The organism is Xylanibacter sp. (assembly GCF_057607445.1).
Map to the genome: position 1 here is coordinate 375,543 of NZ_DBLZAX010000001.1, position 18,303 is coordinate 393,845.

The following is an 18,303-nucleotide window of genomic DNA, read 5'->3' on the forward strand; positions in this document are numbered from 1 at the left end:
AAAACAACAGGCAAAAATGAAATCAATATATAATAAGGCTATCGTTGCAGCCTCAATGCTTATGGCATGCAGCGGCGCCATGGCTCAGGAACTTAACTCGGCCTACTATACAGAAGACTATAATTTCCGTCATGAAATGAACCCTGCTTACGGCAACGAGCAGAACTATGTGTCTATCCCTGCACTCGGAAACATCAACGTCGGACTGCACGGAAACTTCGGCTATCAGGATGTTGTGCTGCATAATCCTATGTATGGCATTGAGGGCGGAAAGAAGATGACAACATTCATGAACCCTTATATCTCTGCTTCAGAAGCTCTCGACGGCTTCAGCACAGGCAACAACCGCATTGTCGGCGATGTAGGCGTAACGCTGCTTTCTGCCGGATTCAAGGCTTTCGGCGGATATAACACCATCACGCTGTCGTCTAAGACATCGTTTGGCGTGTCGCTGCCTTACGAACTGTTCGAGTTTGCAAAGAACACAGGAAACAAGACTTATAACATCGGCGACATCAACGTAGGCGCCAATTCGTATGTCGAGCTCGGCCTTGGCCACTCTCGTCAGATTAACGACAAGCTGCGTGTGGGCGCCAAGCTGAAGTTCCTGTTGGGCGTAGCCAGTGCCGACTTCCTGTTCAAGGATGTTAAGGCCGACCTGGCTTCAAACGACAAGTGGATAATATCAGGAACGGCTACTGCAGATGTATCGATGAAAGGATTCACTTATGAGTCGGAGACAGCAGAGTATAACGACCCCTCGAAGGGTGAATATGAGAAGATAAACAGTGCTAATGTTGACGGCGCAGGCATCGGAGGCTTCGGTATGGCCATCGATCTCGGAGGTGTCTACAAGATAAACGACGACTGGACAGTCAATGCTGCTGTGCTCGATCTCGGTTTTATCAACTGGAGCAACGACATGCAGGCCGTTAACAGAGCCGACAAGTTTGAGTTCAGCGGTTTCCGCGATTTGTCTGTTTCGAGCGACCACGGGTCAACTATCGACGACCAGCTCGACAGCTATGGCGACCAGATTACAGACTTTGTAAACCTCAGAGACAACGGCGACCAGGGCGGACGTACAACCGGAATAGGTGCAACCGTAAACGTAGGTGCTGAATATAACTTGCCTGTTTACCGCAAAATAACATTCGGAGCACTGAGCAGCACGCGCATCAACGGTGCCTACACATGGACAGAAGGACGCATCAGCGCCAACTGGACTCCGCTGAGCTGGCTCGACGGCGGCGTAAACTTTGCTGTCAACAGCTTCACAACAAGCATGGGCTGGGTGCTCAACATTCATCCCAAAGGTTATAACTTCTTTATCGGAATGGACCATGTCCTCGGCAAGACCAGCAAGGAGGGCATTCCGCTCAGCTCTAATGCAAGCCTTGCGCTTGGCATGAGCATTGCGTGGTAAACTTTTTTTACTTACAATAAAATAATAGAGGCTGCTTCGGATTCGTTCCGGGCAGCCTCTTGTTTTTTGCATTCTCATCATCTTAAGCTGTTCTTTTGCCTATTGTGCTTATGCGTGTGGCGCTGTTTTCTTGTCTTAATCCTATATCTGTTATTGGCATTCTGCTGTATTGTCGTTGCCTATTTTCCGGCATATCAGGCTATATTCTGAAACAACAGCCGGTAGGAAGAAAATAGAAAAACTGCAGCCTACTGAATGTATCTGCATTCTTGTGGAATTAAGCTATATGCGGACTAATCGCCGTTTTGGCTTACAATATAGCTGCGTGTTGCTCCGTTGCAGCCATGCATGCCATGAACACGCAAAAAAAGGCAGACCGGACATCACGTCCAATCTGCCTGGAAAATGAAAAATATATTAGAAAAAATTATTATTTACATGAAGGAGTCCACGGCTTCAGCTGCTTGAAGAAGTCGTTGCCCTTGTCGTCAACGAGGATGAAAGCAGGGAAGTCTTCAACCTGAATCTTCCATATGGCCTCCATGCCGAGTTCTGGATACTCAACACACTCGATGCTCTTGATGCTGTTCATAGACAGAACTGCTGCAGGACCGCCGATGCTTCCCAGATAGAAACCGCCGTGCTTCTTGCAGGCGTCGGTAACAACCTGTGTGCGGTTGCCCTTTGCTATCATCACCATAGAGCCTCCGTGATCCTGGAACTCGTCTACATACGGGTCCATACGGTTGGCTGTTGTCGGGCCCATTGAGCCGCAAGGCATTCCTTCCGGAGTCTTTGCCGGACCGGCATAGAGTACGGGGTGATCCTTGAAATACTGCGGCAGATCCTCGCCTGCGTCAAGACGTGCCTTCAGTTTGGCATGTGCTATGTCTCGTGCAACGATTATTGTTCCGTTGAGGCTGAGGCGTGTAGATACAGGATACTGTGACAGAATCTTGCAAACCTCGCTCATAGGCTGGTTGAGGTCTATCTTAACGGCGTTGCCTTCGCCTGCCTTGCGCAGTTCTTCAAGTATCAGCTCGCCGGGGTTATCGTCAAGTTTCTCAATCCATATACCGTCTTTGTTGATCTTAGCCTTGATGTTACGGTCGGCAGAGCAGCTTACACCCAGACCGATGGGGCATGATGCGCCGTGGCGCGGCAGACGGATGACGCGGATGTCGTGAGCAAAGTATTTGCCGCCGAACTGAGCTCCGAGTCCAATCTTGTGAGCCTCCTCGAGCAGCTCTTTCTCCAGTTCTACGTCGCGGAATGCACGTCCTGTCTCGTCGCCTGTTGTAGGCAGGTTGTCATAATAGTGAGTAGAAGCCAGCTTAACTGTCAGCAGGTTCTTCTCAGCCGATGTACCGCCGATAACGAAAGCTATGTGATAAGGAGGACAAGCAGCTGTGCCGAGAGTCTTCATCTTCTCAACCAGGAACGGAACCAGCGTGCCCGGGTTCTGTATTCTTGCCTTTGTCTCCTGATAGAAATATGTCTTGTTGGCAGAGCCTCCGCCCTTAACCACGCACAGGAACTTATACTCGCAGCCCTCTGTAGCTTCGATGTCAATCTGTGCAGGTAGGTTGCAGCGTGTGTTAACCTCCTCATACATGCTTAGCGGAGCATTCTGAGAGTAGCGCAGGTTCTCTTCTGTATATGTCTTGTATACGCCTTTCGACAGAGCCTCCTCGTCGCAGAAGCCAGTCCATACCTGCTGTCCCTTCTCGCCGTGGATGATGGCAGTACCTGTGTCCTGGCAGAAAGGCAGCTTGCCCTTGCATGCCACTTCGGCGTTGCGCAGGAAAGTCAGAGCCACATACTTGTCGTTGTCGCTTGCTTCGGGGTCGTTAAGTATCTTGGCCACCTGCTCGTTGTGAGAGCGGCGCAGCAGGAAGTTAACGTCGCGGAAGGCAGCGTTTGTGAGCATGGTCAGTGCTTCGGGGCTTACCTTCAGTATAGGCTTGCCTTCAAACTCGCCTAATGACACTCCCTCTTTCGTGAGGAGATAGTACTCTGTGTCGTCCTTGCCCATCTGGAACATCGGGGCGTACTTGAATTCTGGTGTTGTTGCCATAATGTTTTTATTTTATATAACAGTTGTTCGTAAGTCGCTTTTGTGGCCGTCTTGCGGTCTTTCCGGCTAAGGCTGCCGTATGTGTTTTCATGCCGTGTCAGCAGCGACGGTGTCGCGGCATGGTGTTTGACTGCAAAGTTATATAATTTTTTTGAAACCCCATTCTTTATTTCTGCTTTATTAAGTCCAAAACGTTCATTCCGGCGCAATGTTCACATTATTAAATCTTTTTACCCTTTTTTCAGTTTTATCCCTTTCCGGCGTGCCGTAGCATCGTCTTTCTAAAGGAGTCTCTTGCGCAGGAGTATGCCTGCGTATGTTCGCATGAGCACACTTGCCAAGCGTAGCGTAATGACATATTTAGGCTATATGAGAATCTTTAAAATAAGACAGTTAAATTGTAAGGGCGAAAAATTGAAAGCAAAATATATTCTTATGCTTAATGTCTGCGTAAAAGAGATGTCTTGTCGACGCTGATTGTAAGCAAAAGATGCTATGCAAGTTTCAAACTGTTAACCTGTCGTTTTTGAGTCGTAACTCGGTCACTTTTGCATCAAAAGTGACCGAGTTTTTAGTCGTAAATAAGTGAGTTTTTGAAGGCGGTACGTTGTCGATTTACAAGAATGCGGTAATCATTTCTTGTTTCGTGCTGATTTTCCAATGTCTTTCCGTAACTTTTGCAATAAAAGGTCTTGCTTAGAATAATCGATAGGTAGGATTGTTTGAATTTATGATAACGAAAGATCTACTGTTCCTATTTCTGAGTTCTTAATTATTATGCTTCAATGGATAACTTTTGATGCTACAAAGGTAAAAAAGAAATGCAGACGAAAAGAAGATGATAATAATATTCTTTCGTCTGCATAATATATTGTTTCTATATTTTGAAATCTTTTCTTGTTTGCAAAATTTGCTCTTATTCAAATGTTGTTAATACAAAATCAACCAAATTGAATCGTACTTTTCTAAAAAGCATCAATGATTTTAGTCCCAAATTACATTGATAAGAATATAATACACCACCTGTATTATTTTCCAATAAAACAACCATTTCAGGTACAGATAATTTACTATTTCCTAATTCGAGTTCTATGTTTTGTATTCGGTAACACTTCGATATGTGTACACCTCCAATTCCTGCACCTCTGATAGTATCTAATTTACAATGAGTAGTGATGTATTCTTTGTTATTCTCAAAGAATCTTTTGTCTAACGAACCATATGAAGCATCACCGGTATCAATATTCATTAACATTTTATTACTTTGTACGATACCCTTGCTCAACAAATTCATATTGGATGAAAAACACATGTTTGGAGACGCTTGGCTTCGTTTTGGAGCAACTGATGGAACTGTAATTTTATTATTCGCAAAATCAATGGTTAGGTCTTTGAGTTGTAACATCAGTTCGCTGCCCACAACAATATTGAAACAGTCAATATATTTGTCTGCCTCTTCGTTGTTGGTTGTTATATCTATGACGTAAAAAGGAACATCAGTAACAATCATATCCCCAATTTTTAATTCCTTTGCTATTGCGTATTTCCCATTTTGTATGCCTACTCCGCCAACTGTGCTTGATGCTTCAAGTGGAATTAAATTATATTTAAGGGCTAATGATTCTGAAATAATATTTACTCCTGCTCCTGTGTCAAAAGTAATATCTGCTTCAGCTCCATTAATATAACTGTCCTTTAGATGTATTAATACTGAATTATTCTTTTCCGGGCCAACAGGAACAATCTTAAATGGAATAGTTCCTGACGAATTTTTAAATGTGATTTTATATGGATTGTATTTAGATAAAGCTTTGTATTGATTGATAAATTGCTGAACACCAGCAATGGTTGTGCTGTCAAGATGAGTGCGTATTGAGTCAAGAGTTGAAGATAACATTTTTGCGGCAGTCTTATTATCTCCAATCCTGCTTAAATCCATTGCAAACATCATGGACGAATTGAGCATATTGCCAAAATCAAGACTTTCTGACTGAGTGTTGAATAATTCCGTAAACGCAGGAATTGAAACATCTGGACGATTTAGCCTATTTCCTATAAGGCAACGGGAAAATATTTCAAAGAAATCGCTGATTGAATCTTTGGGTTCTGTTTGATATAAAGAATCCAATGCAAACCAGTCTGAATTATTCATTGCATCAGCTATTTTTTCATCTGAACTTTGACTATATCCATATGAAAATGAACCTAAACATATCCATAATGTAAGAATGAGTTTTTTCATAATCTGTCGTATTGTTGTTTAACATTAATCATTATTACCGTAATCTAATTTATAAAGAAGCGTGGAACTGCACAGCTACGTCTTTATTCGGAGGTCGTAGGAAACCTTGCATACAGATGTAGTGATAACAGCCCACGCTATAGCGTGAGAACCACTATGCCATCTGAGTATGCAATTTGAAAATTTCCTACGTTTCCAAATACTTGATGCGCATAACGCTTCTTCTTTCTAACATGTCTTGGATAGAGTTTTCTCAATCCGATGCAAATTTACAAAAAAATAATAATCATTCTATTATTATGGAAATTTTTTCAATGTTTTTCCGTAACTTTGCCCGCATGGATAACAGCCTCTTTTGCGTTCTGCAGCGTATAGCCGCGGCAGCGTGAAGAGATAAACATTTTTTAGTTATGATGAGACAATATCAAGACACAATCAACCACAGACTGATAATGCCTTTACAGCATTTCATCAATCAGGAAAAGTCGGGCGGAATAGTGCTCGGCATCAGTATTGTTATTGCCCTTGTGCTGGCAAACTCTCCTTGGAGCGACAGCTATTTTCATTTCTTTGAACATAAGCTCGGCTTTGTGTTCAACGGCGACAACTATCTTTATTACAGTCTTCACCACTGGATTAACGACGGACTGATGTCCATGTTCTTCTTTGTGGTAGGTCTGGAACTTAAGCGCGAGTTTATTGGCGGCGAACTTGCCGACGTGCGCAACACCATATTGCCAATCGGTGCGGCCGTGTTCGGCATGATAGTGCCGGCCCTTATATATTTCTCTCTTAATGCCGGAGGCGACACGGCGAGCGGGTGGGGCATACCGATGGCTACGGACATAGCCTTCTCGCTGGCCATTCTTTATGTGCTTGGCAGCAGGGTGCCGCTGTCTATCAAGGTTTTCCTTACTACACTGGCTATTGTCGACGATCTCGGGGCGGTGCTTGTCATAGCGCTGTTTTATACTTCTGAGATTTCGTTCGCGAGCATAGCCGTCGGCGTGGCGTTCCTTCTCGCCATGTTCATTGCCAACAAGCTGGGCGTTAAGAACGTTACATTCTATGGCGTGCTGGGCATCGGCGGCGTGTGGATAGCCTTCCTCATGTCGGGCATACATGCCACTATCGCTGCCGTGCTGGCGGCATTTATGATACCGGCCGACGCACGCATATCAGAGCCTGTGTATCTGGCGCGCGCCTCAAAGCTTATCAACCGGTTCAGAGAGGCAAAGCCTAACGATGTGTCAACGCTCGAGCATGAGCAGGTGGAGATAATAGACCGCATGATGAGCGACTCGCGCGACGCCATTCCGCCGCTTCAGCGTCTAGAGCATTCTATGCATCCGCTCGTGTCGTTTGTCATAATGCCGATATTCGCGCTTGCCAACGCCGGCATATCTTTCGAGGGCATAAGCTTCGACGCCGTTATGGCCAACAACGTTGCGCTGGGCGTAATGCTCGGTCTGCTGATAGGCAAGCCCGTGGGCATTGTGCTGTCAACGGTGCTGCTTACTCGCCTTAAGATAGCAAAGGCGTCAGACTCGATGACCATGCGCCGCCTTGTGGGCGTGGGCTTCCTTGCCTCGATAGGCTTCACGATGTCTATGTTCATATCTACTCTCGCCTTTGTAGACGAAACTTTCCTCATTCAGGCAAAGCTCGGAATATTTGCCGCCTCGATACTTGGCGGAGTGCTGGGCTACATACTGCTCAGAGGCGGGGAGCAGAAGTGATGTTTATATTACGGATAAAACGATGGGGCGCGCTGCATAGATACAGTGCGCCCCATCGTTTTTTGTTAATCCTAAGTTTGTTTGTCATGTATATAATTTTGCTGTCTTGGGCGTAACGTTATGAGCCCTTTTGTCGGTTTATGAGCCGCCTGTTGACGGTTGCTCTTGATTTATGCAAATAAGTAATCTTACTGTCAGTCTGGTTATGATACAAAACCGCCCGGAACGTGTGTCCCGGGCGCGTTGTGTATTAATATCCGAAGATTTCTTCAGTTGTAAGTCTCTTAACAGGACCAATCTTCTCAAGAGCCTTCATGTCGAGCTGTTTCTCATCGCCGAGAATCATGTAGCGGTAAGGCTTGTTTGCCATGTTCTCTTTTTCAAACTTAGCAACATCCTCAAGTGTCAGTGAGGGCACAGCCTCATAAATCTTCTTGTTGATGTCGTAGTCGATGCCGAGGTTTTCTGCGTTGATGTATGCGTTGAGAATGCCGGTCTTGGTTGTGCGTGATGTGGCAAGACGCTTCATCAGTGCCTGCTTTGACAGCTCAAATGCCTTTTCAGACTGCGGCATGGTGTCCAAAATGCTGTTGAACGTGTTGATGCAGTCCATCATCTTGTCGTTCTGTGAGATGATGTATGTATAGGCAAATTCAGTGTCGTCCTTGTAACTTGGGGTGCCGTACATTGCGAAAGCGCTGTAGGCAAGGCCTCGTGCCTCACGCAGCTCCTGGAATACAACGGTGTTCATGCCTCCTCCGTAATATTCGTTGAACAGTGCTGCTATCGGCTCCTGCTCTGCGTTCCATGTATTGCCCTCATTGTGATACTGAATCATGTATATGTTCTTTGCGTCATAAGGAGCGATGAGCACTTCGTTCTGAGCAGTCTGCTGCAGCTTATAAGGCTTGTTCTGCGGCACGTCGGCAAGCTTCTTGGCTGTCTTGTGCTTCTTGTTGATTGTGGCTTTAAGAGTCTTCATGTCCATCGGGCCATAGTACAGAATGCTGTGCTTGTAGTTCTTCAGGTCTTTTATCATGTCTACAAGTTTCTGCGGATCCATCTCCTTCAGTTCTGTTGACGACGGCATGTTGCGTGCACCATTGTAAGGACCGTACATTCCGTACTGCTGCAGTCTGTTGAAGTTCACTCTCTGGTCGAGTTTATTGTCGGCGCGCGACTTTTCAACAATGCCTACATATTTGTCATAAGCCTCTTTGTCAACCTTCGCGTTGGCAATGAAGTCTTCCATGAGTGTCATGGCTTCGGTCATATTCTCTGCCAGACCGCTGATGCTTACCTGCAGGGTTCTTGAGCCTACGTTGATGCTGTAAGAGCAAGCCAGCTCGTAGAACTTCTGTTTCAGCTGCTCGGCAGTCATCTTGTCTGTGCCGAGATAGTTGAAGTATTCGGTAGCATAGGGCAGCCACTTGTTGCTTGTCTCGCCGAATTTGTAGTAATAGTTCAGCATGAAGCGGCCATTCTCGGTGTTCTTTACGTAGAGCACTGGCAGGCCTTTCTTAGTCTCGCCCTTTGTAAGATCCTTGTTGAAGTCAACAAATTTAGGCTGTATGGGCTCTGTCTTAGAGTTTACGATTTCTGTAACAAATGCACTCTGCAGGTCGCGGTTGGTAGGTATCGCGGTGATATGCGGCTTGTCGATCTTCTTGATAGATGTGTCTTCGCCTATACGTTTGTAAACGGCGATGTAATTATCTTTGAAGTATTTGTTTGCAAAGTTTACAATCTGCTGCTTTGTTATTTTTGAAATTCTGTCGAGTCTGCCTACCACGTCGCTCCATTTCTGGCGGTTGATGAAGGCGTCTACATACATATTGGCACGTCCCTCGTTGCTTTCAAGAGTGTTGTAGAACTGCAGTTTCTTGTTGTTGATGACGGCCTTCAGCAGGTTCTCGCTGAACTCGCCCTTCTTTATCTTCTCAATCTCACCCAGGAGCAGCCCCTTGACGTCGTCGAGAGACTGACCCTCCTTGGGGAATCCTGCCATTACGAATCCTGAATATTCAGCCAGCGGATAAGTGAAAGCACCGCCGCCGAGCCATTTCATCTGCTGGTCGAGGTCGAGGTCCATCAGTCCGGCTTTGCCGTTAGACATCATGTCGCAGATAACGTCGAGAGTGTCGTTCTGGAAAGATGCAGCCTTGTCGAATCTCCATGCCATATATATGCGCTCAGACTCCTGGCCTACAACGGTTGTGTCGGCCGGTGCAGTGCGTTCTGGTATAGGCGCATATTCGGGCTGTGAGAGGTTGGGGTTGGGCTTCCATGTACCGAAATATTTGTCGATTACGGCTATTGCCTTGTCCGGATCGAAGTCGCCGGCCATGCAGATTGCCGTGTTGTTTGGCACATAATAGCGGCTGAAGTAATTCTTGATGTTTACTATCGACGGATTCTTCAGGTGCTCCTGTGTACCGATAGTGGTCTGTGTGCCGTAGGGATGTCCGGGGAAGAGCATGGCGTTTAAGGCTGCAAACAGCTTGCGGTTGTCGTTTCCGAGGCTGATGTTGTATTCCTCGTATACGGCTTCAAGCTCGGTGTGGAATCCGCGTATTACCATGTTCTGGAAACGGTCAGACTCTATCTTTGCCCAGTTTTCAAGCTCGTTGGCAGGTATGTCCTCAACGTAGCATGTAACGTCGTTGCTCGTATAGGCGTTGGTTCCCTCAGCACCGATAGACGACATCAGCTTGTCATACTCGTTGGGGATGAAGTATTTGGCTGCAAGCTGCGACAGACTGTCAATCTGCTGATAGTAGGCGCGGCGCTGAAGAGAGTCTTTCAGAGTGCGGTAAACCTCAAAGCGGTTCTGTATAGAGTCGAGCAGCACGGCCTCTTTAGCAGCGTCGATGGTACCGAAGTTGCGTGTACCCTTGAACATGATGTGCTCAAGATAATGGGCCAGACCAGTCGTCTCAGGCGGGTCGTTGCGGCTTCCGGTACGCACGGCGATATACGTCTGTATACGCGGCTTCTCGTTGTTTACTGACAGATACACCGTCAGACCATTGTCGAGGGTGTAAATCCTTGTGTTCATCAAATCGCCCTTGACGGTTTGATACTTGTATTCCTTGGCTGCGGCCGATAGTCCGCACATGAGAAGAAATACATAAATGAATACCTTAAAATTTTTCATTGCTGTTGTTATAATTCAGTTTTTCCTTTATTAGATTTTTTCTTCCGTTATTGTCTGCGCCTTCTCCGTTATTCTTCCTCAAGCTGTGTGATAAACTTTTCGAGCACGGCATGCTCCACGTCGCCCATGCTGTATTCCTTTTCGGCGTCTTTGCGTATCTCGCTTATCCATGCCTCCTTGGCAGCCCTTCCTTGCTGTATAATCTGCTCTATGCCGCTTTCGGTCAGGTCGTCAGTGCCGAGTTGTGATGCAATGATGTTGCGTGTGAATGTTATGAGATATTCGCCGTAGCGCTCGTTTACGTTTTTCATGAACATGTCTATGTCGGCAGTGCTGCGCAGATAGCCGTTGCTTATGGCGTTCACTATGTTGCGCTCTTCCTGTTCGGGCAGCAGCATGCCTGCCAGGTCGCCCCATTCGCCCGTGCCGCAGTCGCGTCCTTCAGCCGTAAGGTCGTATCCCGCTGCGACGTCGCCGGCAAACAGCTTTATTGCCATGTCGTAGAGCCGGATGCCGCGTTCGAGCGAGTTGCGGCTTATCTTGCATCCTCCGCAGGTATAGAAGGCCGTGTCTTCACCCTGAGACTCACGCATCTGTTCAAGAGTCTTCTTGCCCGCGATAATCTCGTTTATGGTCAGCGGACTCAGCCAGTCGTGGTTTATCAGGCTCTTGCGGCTGCTCTGTATTCTCACGTCGCGTCGCGGCCACTTGCGTATGTCGCGGTATAGGCCTACGGTGGTGATGTTTATTCCGGGCACGACGAAGGTCTCCTTTCCGTCTGATATGATATACGAGAACGGCAGGTTCCTCGTGTCGGGATGGTTGGTTATCTTGCCCAGGCACACCGAGAAGGCGCCAATGTTGGCCGGCAGCAGCAGATGAGAGCCGCTTGCCGTCTTTGTTCCGCGTTCAAGGCATCCGTAGTGTATAGGCCCCATCTTGTAGGCATGGTTGCTGAAGTTGGTGGCAGAGCCTGCGTTATAGAACGAGAGCATGCATCCTATGAGCAGCGTGCTCTTGTGATGGCTTGCCGAGAACGGGCCGCAGAAGGCGGCGCACGCCTCGCCGTTGCTCATGTAGCAGTTGGCGAAAAACAGGCTGCTTTCGGCCGTAAATCCGTTTGTTATCTGGCATGCCTCGCCCACAAAGCAGTTGGTTATGTTGGCGCCGTTGAGTACGGCAGAGCCGTCGGTGACGATAGAGTTTTCGCATATAACGCCCGATCCAATGAACACGTTGTCCTCGAGACCCGATGCCAGGGTGCAGTCGCTTATGCGGCTTGCCCCGTTAATCTCGCAGTTGTCGCTGATGTGCGTGTTGGTTATCTCGGCCGTGTTCACTATTTTCACGTTGTTGCCCACAGTGCTTTTCTCTCTCGCCCTGCGCTCAATGTCGTCTTTCACGATGCCCCTTATTGCCGCCGTAAACTCCTTGTCGGCTGCGTTGCGTATCATCAGCGCCGCCAGGTTGCTCGTCAGTCCGCTGAACAGTATGACGTTGCCGTTTCCGGCCTCGTTAAGCACGGATATGGTGTTGCCTTCGCCGTAGGTGGCTTCGGCCGTTGTCTCCATGGTGCACACGTTGCAGATGCAGCATTCTTCGCCTATGGCATAGTTGTTTATATAGTTGCCGATATTCTCTATCAGGCAGTTGTCGCCAATGCTCACGTTGCGCAGCGTGGCGTTTCTTATGCCCGAGTGTCTGATAAAGCCGTTGGACACCTCTATGTTCTTCTCGAACACACCCAGAAACACGTCGCCATAGAAGTTGACATTCTTTATGTAAGTAGGCTTGAAGTCGGCCGCAACATTTATGCTTGTCCAGTCTTCAGCCATGCATCCGTTGTCTTCGAGGATACTTATCTCCTCGTTGGTCAGCAGTCTGTATTCGTCCATAGCATTAAGTTTTTATTCTGTCGGATAAAGGAAGTCGTTGTAAGGATACTTCTGCACGTGCAGTTCGCGCACCTTATTATATAGTGTCTCTCTCAGCTCGTCAATGTTAGTCTTGTTCTTTGCCGAGATAAACAGACAGCTGTCGTTAAGTTTTGCCATCCACGTCTTCTTCAGTTCGTCGAGCGTAACGTTCTCCTTCGTTGCCGGAGTGAGGTCGTCAGGGTCTTTCTCCACCCATGTGTATGAGTCTATCTTGTTGAAGATTATCATCGACGGCTTGTCGGCGCATCCGAGATCCTTCAGCGTGTTGTCGACAACCTTTATCTGCTCCTCAAAGTCGGGGTGTGATATGTCTACCACATGCAGCAGCAGGTCGGCCTCGCGCACCTCGTCGAGCGTGCTCTTGAACGAGTCTACAAGGTCGGTGGGCAGCTTGCGTATGAATCCCACTGTGTCGGCGAGCAGGAACGGCAGATTCTCAATGACCACCTTGCGCACCGTGGTGTCGAGCGTTGCGAACAGCTTGTTCTCGGCAAACACGTCGCTCTTGGCCAGAAGGTTCATCGTGGTCGACTTGCCCACGTTGGTATATCCCACAAGAGCCACGCGTATAAGCCTGCCCCTGTTCTTGCGCTGTGTGGTCTTCTGCTTGTCTATTTCGGCCAGCCTCTGCTTCAGCAGCGACATGCGCTGAAGGATTATTCGGCGGTCCATCTCGAGCTGAGTCTCACCCGGTCCGCGCAGTCCCACAGAACCTTTTCCGCCGCCCGAGCCGCTTCCGCCTCCCTGGCGCTCAAGGTGAGTCCACAGTCGCTGCAGTCGCGGCAGCATGTATCTGTATTGTGCCAGCTCCACCTGCGTCTTGGCGTTGGCTGTCTGTGCGCGCATGGCAAATATGTCGAGAATGAGCGAAGTGCGGTCAAGAATCTTCACCTTAAGTTCGTTTTCGATGTTGCGTATCTGCTTGGCCGACAGCTCATCGTCGAATATCACCATTCCGATTTCGCGTTCGGCGTCTTCCTCATCCTTTATATATTGTTTTATTTCTTCAAGTTTTCCTTTGCCTACATACGTGGTCTGGTTAGGGCCGCCCACTTTCTGCGTAAACCGCTTTACGGTTACGGCGCCTGCTGTATCTGCCAGAAACTCCAGTTCGTCGAGATACTCTTTTGTCTTGGCTTCGTTCTGTTCCTGGGTTATCAGTCCTACCAGTATGGCCGTTTCGGCTTTTACTTCAGAGATTACAAATTCTTTCATCAGTTGATTTCAATCTTTGATACATAATAAATACAAAGTTACATTTTTTATGTTGAAATACAAAATAAAACGAAACTCTTAACTCTTGCTTAACGTTACGGGCTGTTTAGCGGTGCTGACAAATTGTTTTTATTTTCGTCTAAAAAGTTATAAAATATAATCATATTCCGTAAACGTTTACGTAGTTTTTTTGACTAAACTACATATATTTTTGATTTGTGTCAATTTTTTTGCCTACCTTTGCTCACGATAATAAAGATTTTCAGAATTACATGCTACATTAATACTAAAGACTAAGACATTCAAACAGAAAGAATTTGCTCCGATGTGGTATCGGGGCATTTTTTCGTTTATGCCCCTTTGTGATTTTTTCCGTTTCAGTATAGCCGTGCGACATTCATTGCGGTCTGTCTTGACGCTATGGCGATAAAAGTTTTTTTGTAAAAACTCATCACTCGTCACAAGTGATGTTAATATCCTGACTGTCAGCTTTTTATAGTGTGATGAGTTGCATTTTCAACTCATCACGGCTCATCATGCAACATGTTTTTCGGCCGGTTTTTCATATAATTCAAGTATAATTTACGCCAAAATCAGCCCGTAATGGCAGGCTGTGACGAGTTGAAAATGCAACTCGTCACATCATAAGGTGTTGACATACAGTGTCTTATATGCCGATGTGATGAGTGATGAGTCTGTTGCGAAATCTTTTTATCCAAAATAGTTATTAATATTTTTCCTCATTGTTGTTTCCTGTTGCCGGTTGACAGCGTCTGCGTGCAGAATTAAGACGCATGCGGTTTGATAGTCATATTCTGACTATGTTTTTATGCCTCTGCAAAAGCATGCCTTTTACGTTGCGATATGTGGCCTTTTGGCATGCAAAAGGTATGCTTTCAGACGCTGATTTGCCACCTTTTGCAGACAGGGAGATGGCGGGTGCTGCATGGGGAAGACACAGCCGGGGTTTCCGGCAGCGAGGCAATGTTTTTTATCTGTATAAATTATGTCGATTACGTGTTGTCGCGTTTGCAAATATTTTTGTAATTTTGTGGTGTCTTGTCTGCCGTTCCGCTTCTGTAGTGCAGCGTGGCAGCAGACCCTCTGGCCTTGTGTTATAGGCTTGCTGCTGAGGACATAGGGGCAGGTGTGAAGCTGAATGTGGCTTAATATGATTGAAACTGAGAATAAATAATATTGAGAAAAATGAAAAACCTGTTTATTTTATCATTCGTCTTATTGGCTTCCTTAGGCGCAGATGCAGCCAAAGTGGATGTGAAGTCGCCCGACGGCAAACTCGTTGTCAGCATATCTGATGACGGCGGAAAGCCTGAGTATGAGGTGAATTACGACGGTACGGCCATGCTCGGCAGGTCGGCCCTCGGACTGAAAACTGATGTTGCCGACTTCACTTCGGGGCTGACAATCGTAGATTCTGAAGAAAGCAAGATAGACAAGAAGTATGATATAACGAGGACAAAGACATCGTCTGTGCATTATGTGGCCAACAGGCTCGACGTGGTTTTCAGAAAAGAAGACGGCAAGAAGATAAAGGTTACGTTCTGTGTGTCGGACAACGACCTTGCATATCGCTACACCCTGCTGCCTATAGAGGGCAGCGACTGCCGCTGCGCCGTGGTATACAGTGAGGCGAGCAGCTTCAACTTCCCCGAAAACACCACCACGTTTCTGTGTCCGCAGATAGGTCCCATGACCGGATGGATGCGCACAAAGCCGAGCTATGAGGAAGACTATACGGCAGACGCGCCCATGAACGTGAAGTCGGCTTTTGGCCGTGGATACACCTTTCCGTGCCTGTTCCGCATCGGCAACGACGGATGGGCGCTGGTGAGCGAGACCGGTGTTGACGCCGGCTACTGCGGCTCACATCTCAGCGACTATGCCGAGGGCCGTGGCTACACGGTGGCTTTTCCCGACAAGGGCGAGAACAACGGATTCGGGAGCGAGTTTGCCGCCATTCCCGTGCCTGGCTCAACGCCGTGGCGCACCGTTACCGTTGGCAGGACGCTGAAGCCTATTGTTGAGACAACGGTGTCCTTTGATGTGGTTGAACCGAAGTATGAGGCTTCAACCGACTATAAGCCCGGCCGCTACACTTGGAGCTGGCTGCTGTGGCAGGACAACTCGATTAACTACGACGACCAGGTGGCTTTCATCGATCTCGCTGCAGAGATGGGCTACGAGTATACGCTTGTTGATGCCGCATGGGACGTAAACATAGGGCGCGACCGCATGGCTGAGCTGAGCCGCTACGCGCAGTCAAAGGGCGTTAGTCTGCTGCTTTGGTATAACTCCAACGGCTTTGCCAACGACGCTCCGCAGTCGCCGCGCCACTGTATGAATACGGCCGTGGCACGCGAGCGCGAGATGAAATGGCTGAAGAGCATTGGCGTGAAAGGCATAAAGGTAGACTTTTTCGGCGGCGACAAGCAGGAGACGATGCGCCTTTATGAAGACATACTGAGCGATGCCAACCGCTACGGGCTGCAGGTGATATTCCACGGATGCACCATTCCGCGCGGCTGGGAGCGCATGTATCCCAATTATGTGGGCAGCGAGGCCGTGCTCGCATCAGAGAATGTATATTTCTCGCAGAGACACTGCGACCTCGAAGGCTTCGAGCTCACCATGCACCCCTTCTCACGCAACGCCATTGGAAGCATGGACTGGGGCGGAGTGATAATGAAGCACCGCATGGGGCGCGGCACCGACAGCGGCAACTATCGCCGCACGACCGACGTGTTTGAAATGGCTACGGCCATAACCAATCAGGCAAGCGTGCAGTGTATAGCCGTTCAGCCCGACAATATCAGCAGTCTGCCGCAGTTTGAGAAAGACTTTCTGAAGACCGTGCCTGCTGCATGGGACGAGACACGTTTTATCGACGGATATCCGACAAAATATGTTGTTATGGCCCGCCGCCACGGCAACGACTGGTATGTAGGCGGACTCAACGGCACCGGCAAGCCGATGACCTTAACCGTCTGTCTGCCCATGTTTGCCGGGCAGAAGGTGAAACTTTATGTCGACAACAAGAAGAAAAAGGGCGAGGCCATAGCTTCGTCTGCGCTTAAAACCGTGAAGGTTGACTCTAAAGGCATGCTCAAAGTTACCATGCAGCCTTTAGGAGGCATCATCGTAACTAAATAAGAGTTATTAAATCCGCCGCCGTGCGGCTCTCTGTGCCTGCCCAGACATTGTCCGAGGCAGGCATTTTTTTATGTTTTTAGGCGGTTAATTACAGCTTATAAGGTAGAAACATGTTCACAGAATACAATCATAGTAATCAAAGAATGATATTGAAAAATTGTTCCGGCTGCTATGTTTTCATAAATTATCGTTATCTTTGTGAGGAAACTCAAAAACATTGATTATAATGGTAAAAATAACGGTTCAAAACACACAAATAAATGTTTTTCACAGGAAAGACCAAGATTATATATCCCTTACAGACATGGCTTCAGCAAAAGAAGGCGACAGCAGGTCGGCTGATGTCATTAAGAATTGGATAAGAAATCGTTATACAATAGAATTTCTTGGAACGTGGGAAATTATCCATAACCCAAATTTTAAAGTGGTCGAATTTGACCACTTTAGGAGAAATGCAGGTCTGCCGTCTTTTGTTCTTAGTGCTTCTGAATGGATAGAACGTACCGATGCCATCGGTATTTTTGTTAAAAAGGGACGTTATGGTGGTACATATGCGCATAAAGATATTGCTTTTGAGTTTGGCTCTGCTATAAGTGTTACATTCAAGTTATATTTGATTGAAGAGTTTCAGCGTCTGAAGACCGACGAACTTCGTCAGTTGGGCTGGTCGGCTAAACGTGAACTGTCAAAAATCAATTACCGTATACATACAGATGCTATCAAGCATAATCTTATTCCAAATGAAGTTACTCAGAAACAAGCAAATGTTATTTACGCAAATGAGGCAGACGTATTGAATGTGGCTATGTTTGGAATTACAGCAAAACAATGGAGAGAAGCCAATCCTGATTTGAATGGTAATATTCGTGATTATGCTACCGTCAATGAGCTTATCTGCCTGTCTAATATGGAGAACCTGAATGCAGTGTTTATAGAACAAGGCATTTCTCAAAGCGAACGGCTTATAAAACTTAACCAAATAGCCATTCATCAGATGAGTATATTGGAAAGTGGTGATAATGGCGAGAGAAAATTATTGAAATAATTGAATGATTGGGTGTCATTGTATTTGTAGACGTTTATGGCTTTCTGATAGTATTTGTTTTCTTTTCATATCCAGAGGCGTAATGGCGCCGTCTGGATAATACGTTGTGATTGTTGTCTTAAAAAAATATCAAAGTCTAAGGAAGTTATGTTCTTAGACTGTTTTGACATTCGGCAACCTTAATAATAAGTGGCAAGAAATTTTATAATCTTAGTCTTGTGAAAGGTTGTGAAAATTACCCATGTAAAGTTATAAATGTATTATCACACGCAATAATAAAATAAATTTCGTAAC

Annotated in this window: 9 protein-coding genes; 4 read left to right on the top strand and 5 right to left on the bottom strand. The window is 46.9% G+C overall.

Going from position 1 to position 18,303, the window contains the following annotated elements; genetic code table 11:
• The first annotated feature begins 16 nt into the window (after positions 1 to 16).
• Positions 17 to 1,426, top strand: coding sequence for a DUF5723 family protein (locus tag ACZMIG_RS01505; RefSeq protein WP_487888903.1), 1,410 nt, complete (start codon positions 17 to 19; stop codon positions 1,424 to 1,426).
• A gap of 430 nt (positions 1,427 to 1,856) precedes the next feature.
• On the opposite strand, the gene ACZMIG_RS01510 is transcribed toward ACZMIG_RS01505, so the two are convergent.
• On the bottom strand, positions 1,857 to 3,503 hold the full coding sequence (locus tag ACZMIG_RS01510) for a fumarate hydratase (protein ID WP_487888904.1): 1,647 nt from the start codon (positions 3,501 to 3,503) through the stop codon (positions 1,857 to 1,859).
• 916 nt (positions 3,504 to 4,419) lie between these two features.
• The gene (locus ACZMIG_RS01515) at positions 4,420 to 5,745 is read right to left on the bottom strand and encodes a retropepsin-like aspartic protease (protein WP_487888905.1); all 1,326 of its coding nucleotides are present in this window, start codon (positions 5,743 to 5,745) and stop codon (positions 4,420 to 4,422) included.
• Positions 5,746 to 6,155: 410 nt separating this feature from the next.
• On the opposite strand from ACZMIG_RS01515, the gene nhaA reads away from it, so the two are divergent.
• Entirely contained in the window at positions 6,156 to 7,484 is a 1,329-nt protein-coding gene (gene nhaA, locus ACZMIG_RS01520; protein WP_487888906.1) for a Na+/H+ antiporter NhaA, read from the top strand.
• A gap of 250 nt (positions 7,485 to 7,734) precedes the next feature.
• Here the strand turns inward: nhaA and ACZMIG_RS01525 are convergent, their stop codons facing one another.
• The 3 genes from ACZMIG_RS01525 to hflX all read right to left on the bottom strand — a co-directional run bounded on the left by ACZMIG_RS01525 (position 7,735) and on the right by hflX (position 13,793).
• Positions 7,735 to 10,641, bottom strand: coding sequence for a M16 family metallopeptidase (locus ACZMIG_RS01525; RefSeq protein WP_487888907.1), 2,907 nt, complete (start codon positions 10,639 to 10,641; stop codon positions 7,735 to 7,737).
• A gap of 68 nt (positions 10,642 to 10,709) precedes the next feature.
• The gene (locus tag ACZMIG_RS01530) at positions 10,710 to 12,536 is read right to left on the bottom strand and encodes a DUF4954 family protein (protein ID WP_487888908.1); all 1,827 of its coding nucleotides are present in this window, start codon (positions 12,534 to 12,536) and stop codon (positions 10,710 to 10,712) included.
• Between the two features lie 12 nt (positions 12,537 to 12,548).
• On the bottom strand, positions 12,549 to 13,793 hold the full coding sequence (hflX, locus tag ACZMIG_RS01535) for a GTPase HflX (RefSeq protein WP_125103811.1): 1,245 nt from the start codon (positions 13,791 to 13,793) through the stop codon (positions 12,549 to 12,551).
• 1,206 nt (positions 13,794 to 14,999) lie between these two features.
• Between hflX and ACZMIG_RS01540 the strand changes: the two genes are divergently transcribed.
• Positions 15,000 to 16,964, top strand: a complete 1,965-nt coding sequence (locus tag ACZMIG_RS01540) for a glycoside hydrolase family 97 protein (protein ID WP_487888909.1) — start codon at positions 15,000 to 15,002, stop codon at positions 16,962 to 16,964.
• Between the two features lie 226 nt (positions 16,965 to 17,190).
• Positions 17,191 to 18,009, top strand: a complete 819-nt coding sequence (locus ACZMIG_RS01545) for a KilA-N domain-containing protein (RefSeq protein ID WP_418874754.1) — start codon at positions 17,191 to 17,193, stop codon at positions 18,007 to 18,009.
• Positions 18,010 to 18,303 lie beyond the last annotated feature (294 nt).

What these genes read in the sequence shown, in the direction of transcription:
- ACZMIG_RS01540 (WP_487888909.1), top strand. Translation starts at nt 15,000, where the DNA reads ATGAAAAACCTGTTTATTTTATCATTCGTCTTATTGGCTTCCTTAGGC.
- nhaA (WP_487888906.1), top strand. Translation starts at nt 6,156, where the DNA reads ATGATGAGACAATATCAAGACACAATCAACCACAGACTGATAATGCCT.
- ACZMIG_RS01515 (WP_487888905.1), bottom strand. Translation starts at nt 5,745, where the DNA reads ATGAAAAAACTCATTCTTACATTATGGATATGTTTAGGTTCATTTTCA.
- ACZMIG_RS01525 (WP_487888907.1), bottom strand. Translation starts at nt 10,641, where the DNA reads ATGAAAAATTTTAAGGTATTCATTTATGTATTTCTTCTCATGTGCGGA.
- hflX (WP_125103811.1), bottom strand. Translation starts at nt 13,793, where the DNA reads ATGAAAGAATTTGTAATCTCTGAAGTAAAAGCCGAAACGGCCATACTG.
- ACZMIG_RS01545 (WP_418874754.1), top strand. Translation starts at nt 17,191, where the DNA reads ATGGTAAAAATAACGGTTCAAAACACACAAATAAATGTTTTTCACAGG.
- ACZMIG_RS01530 (WP_487888908.1), bottom strand. Translation starts at nt 12,536, where the DNA reads ATGGACGAATACAGACTGCTGACCAACGAGGAGATAAGTATCCTCGAA.
- ACZMIG_RS01510 (WP_487888904.1), bottom strand. Translation starts at nt 3,503, where the DNA reads ATGGCAACAACACCAGAATTCAAGTACGCCCCGATGTTCCAGATGGGC.
- ACZMIG_RS01505 (WP_487888903.1), top strand. Translation starts at nt 17, where the DNA reads ATGAAATCAATATATAATAAGGCTATCGTTGCAGCCTCAATGCTTATG.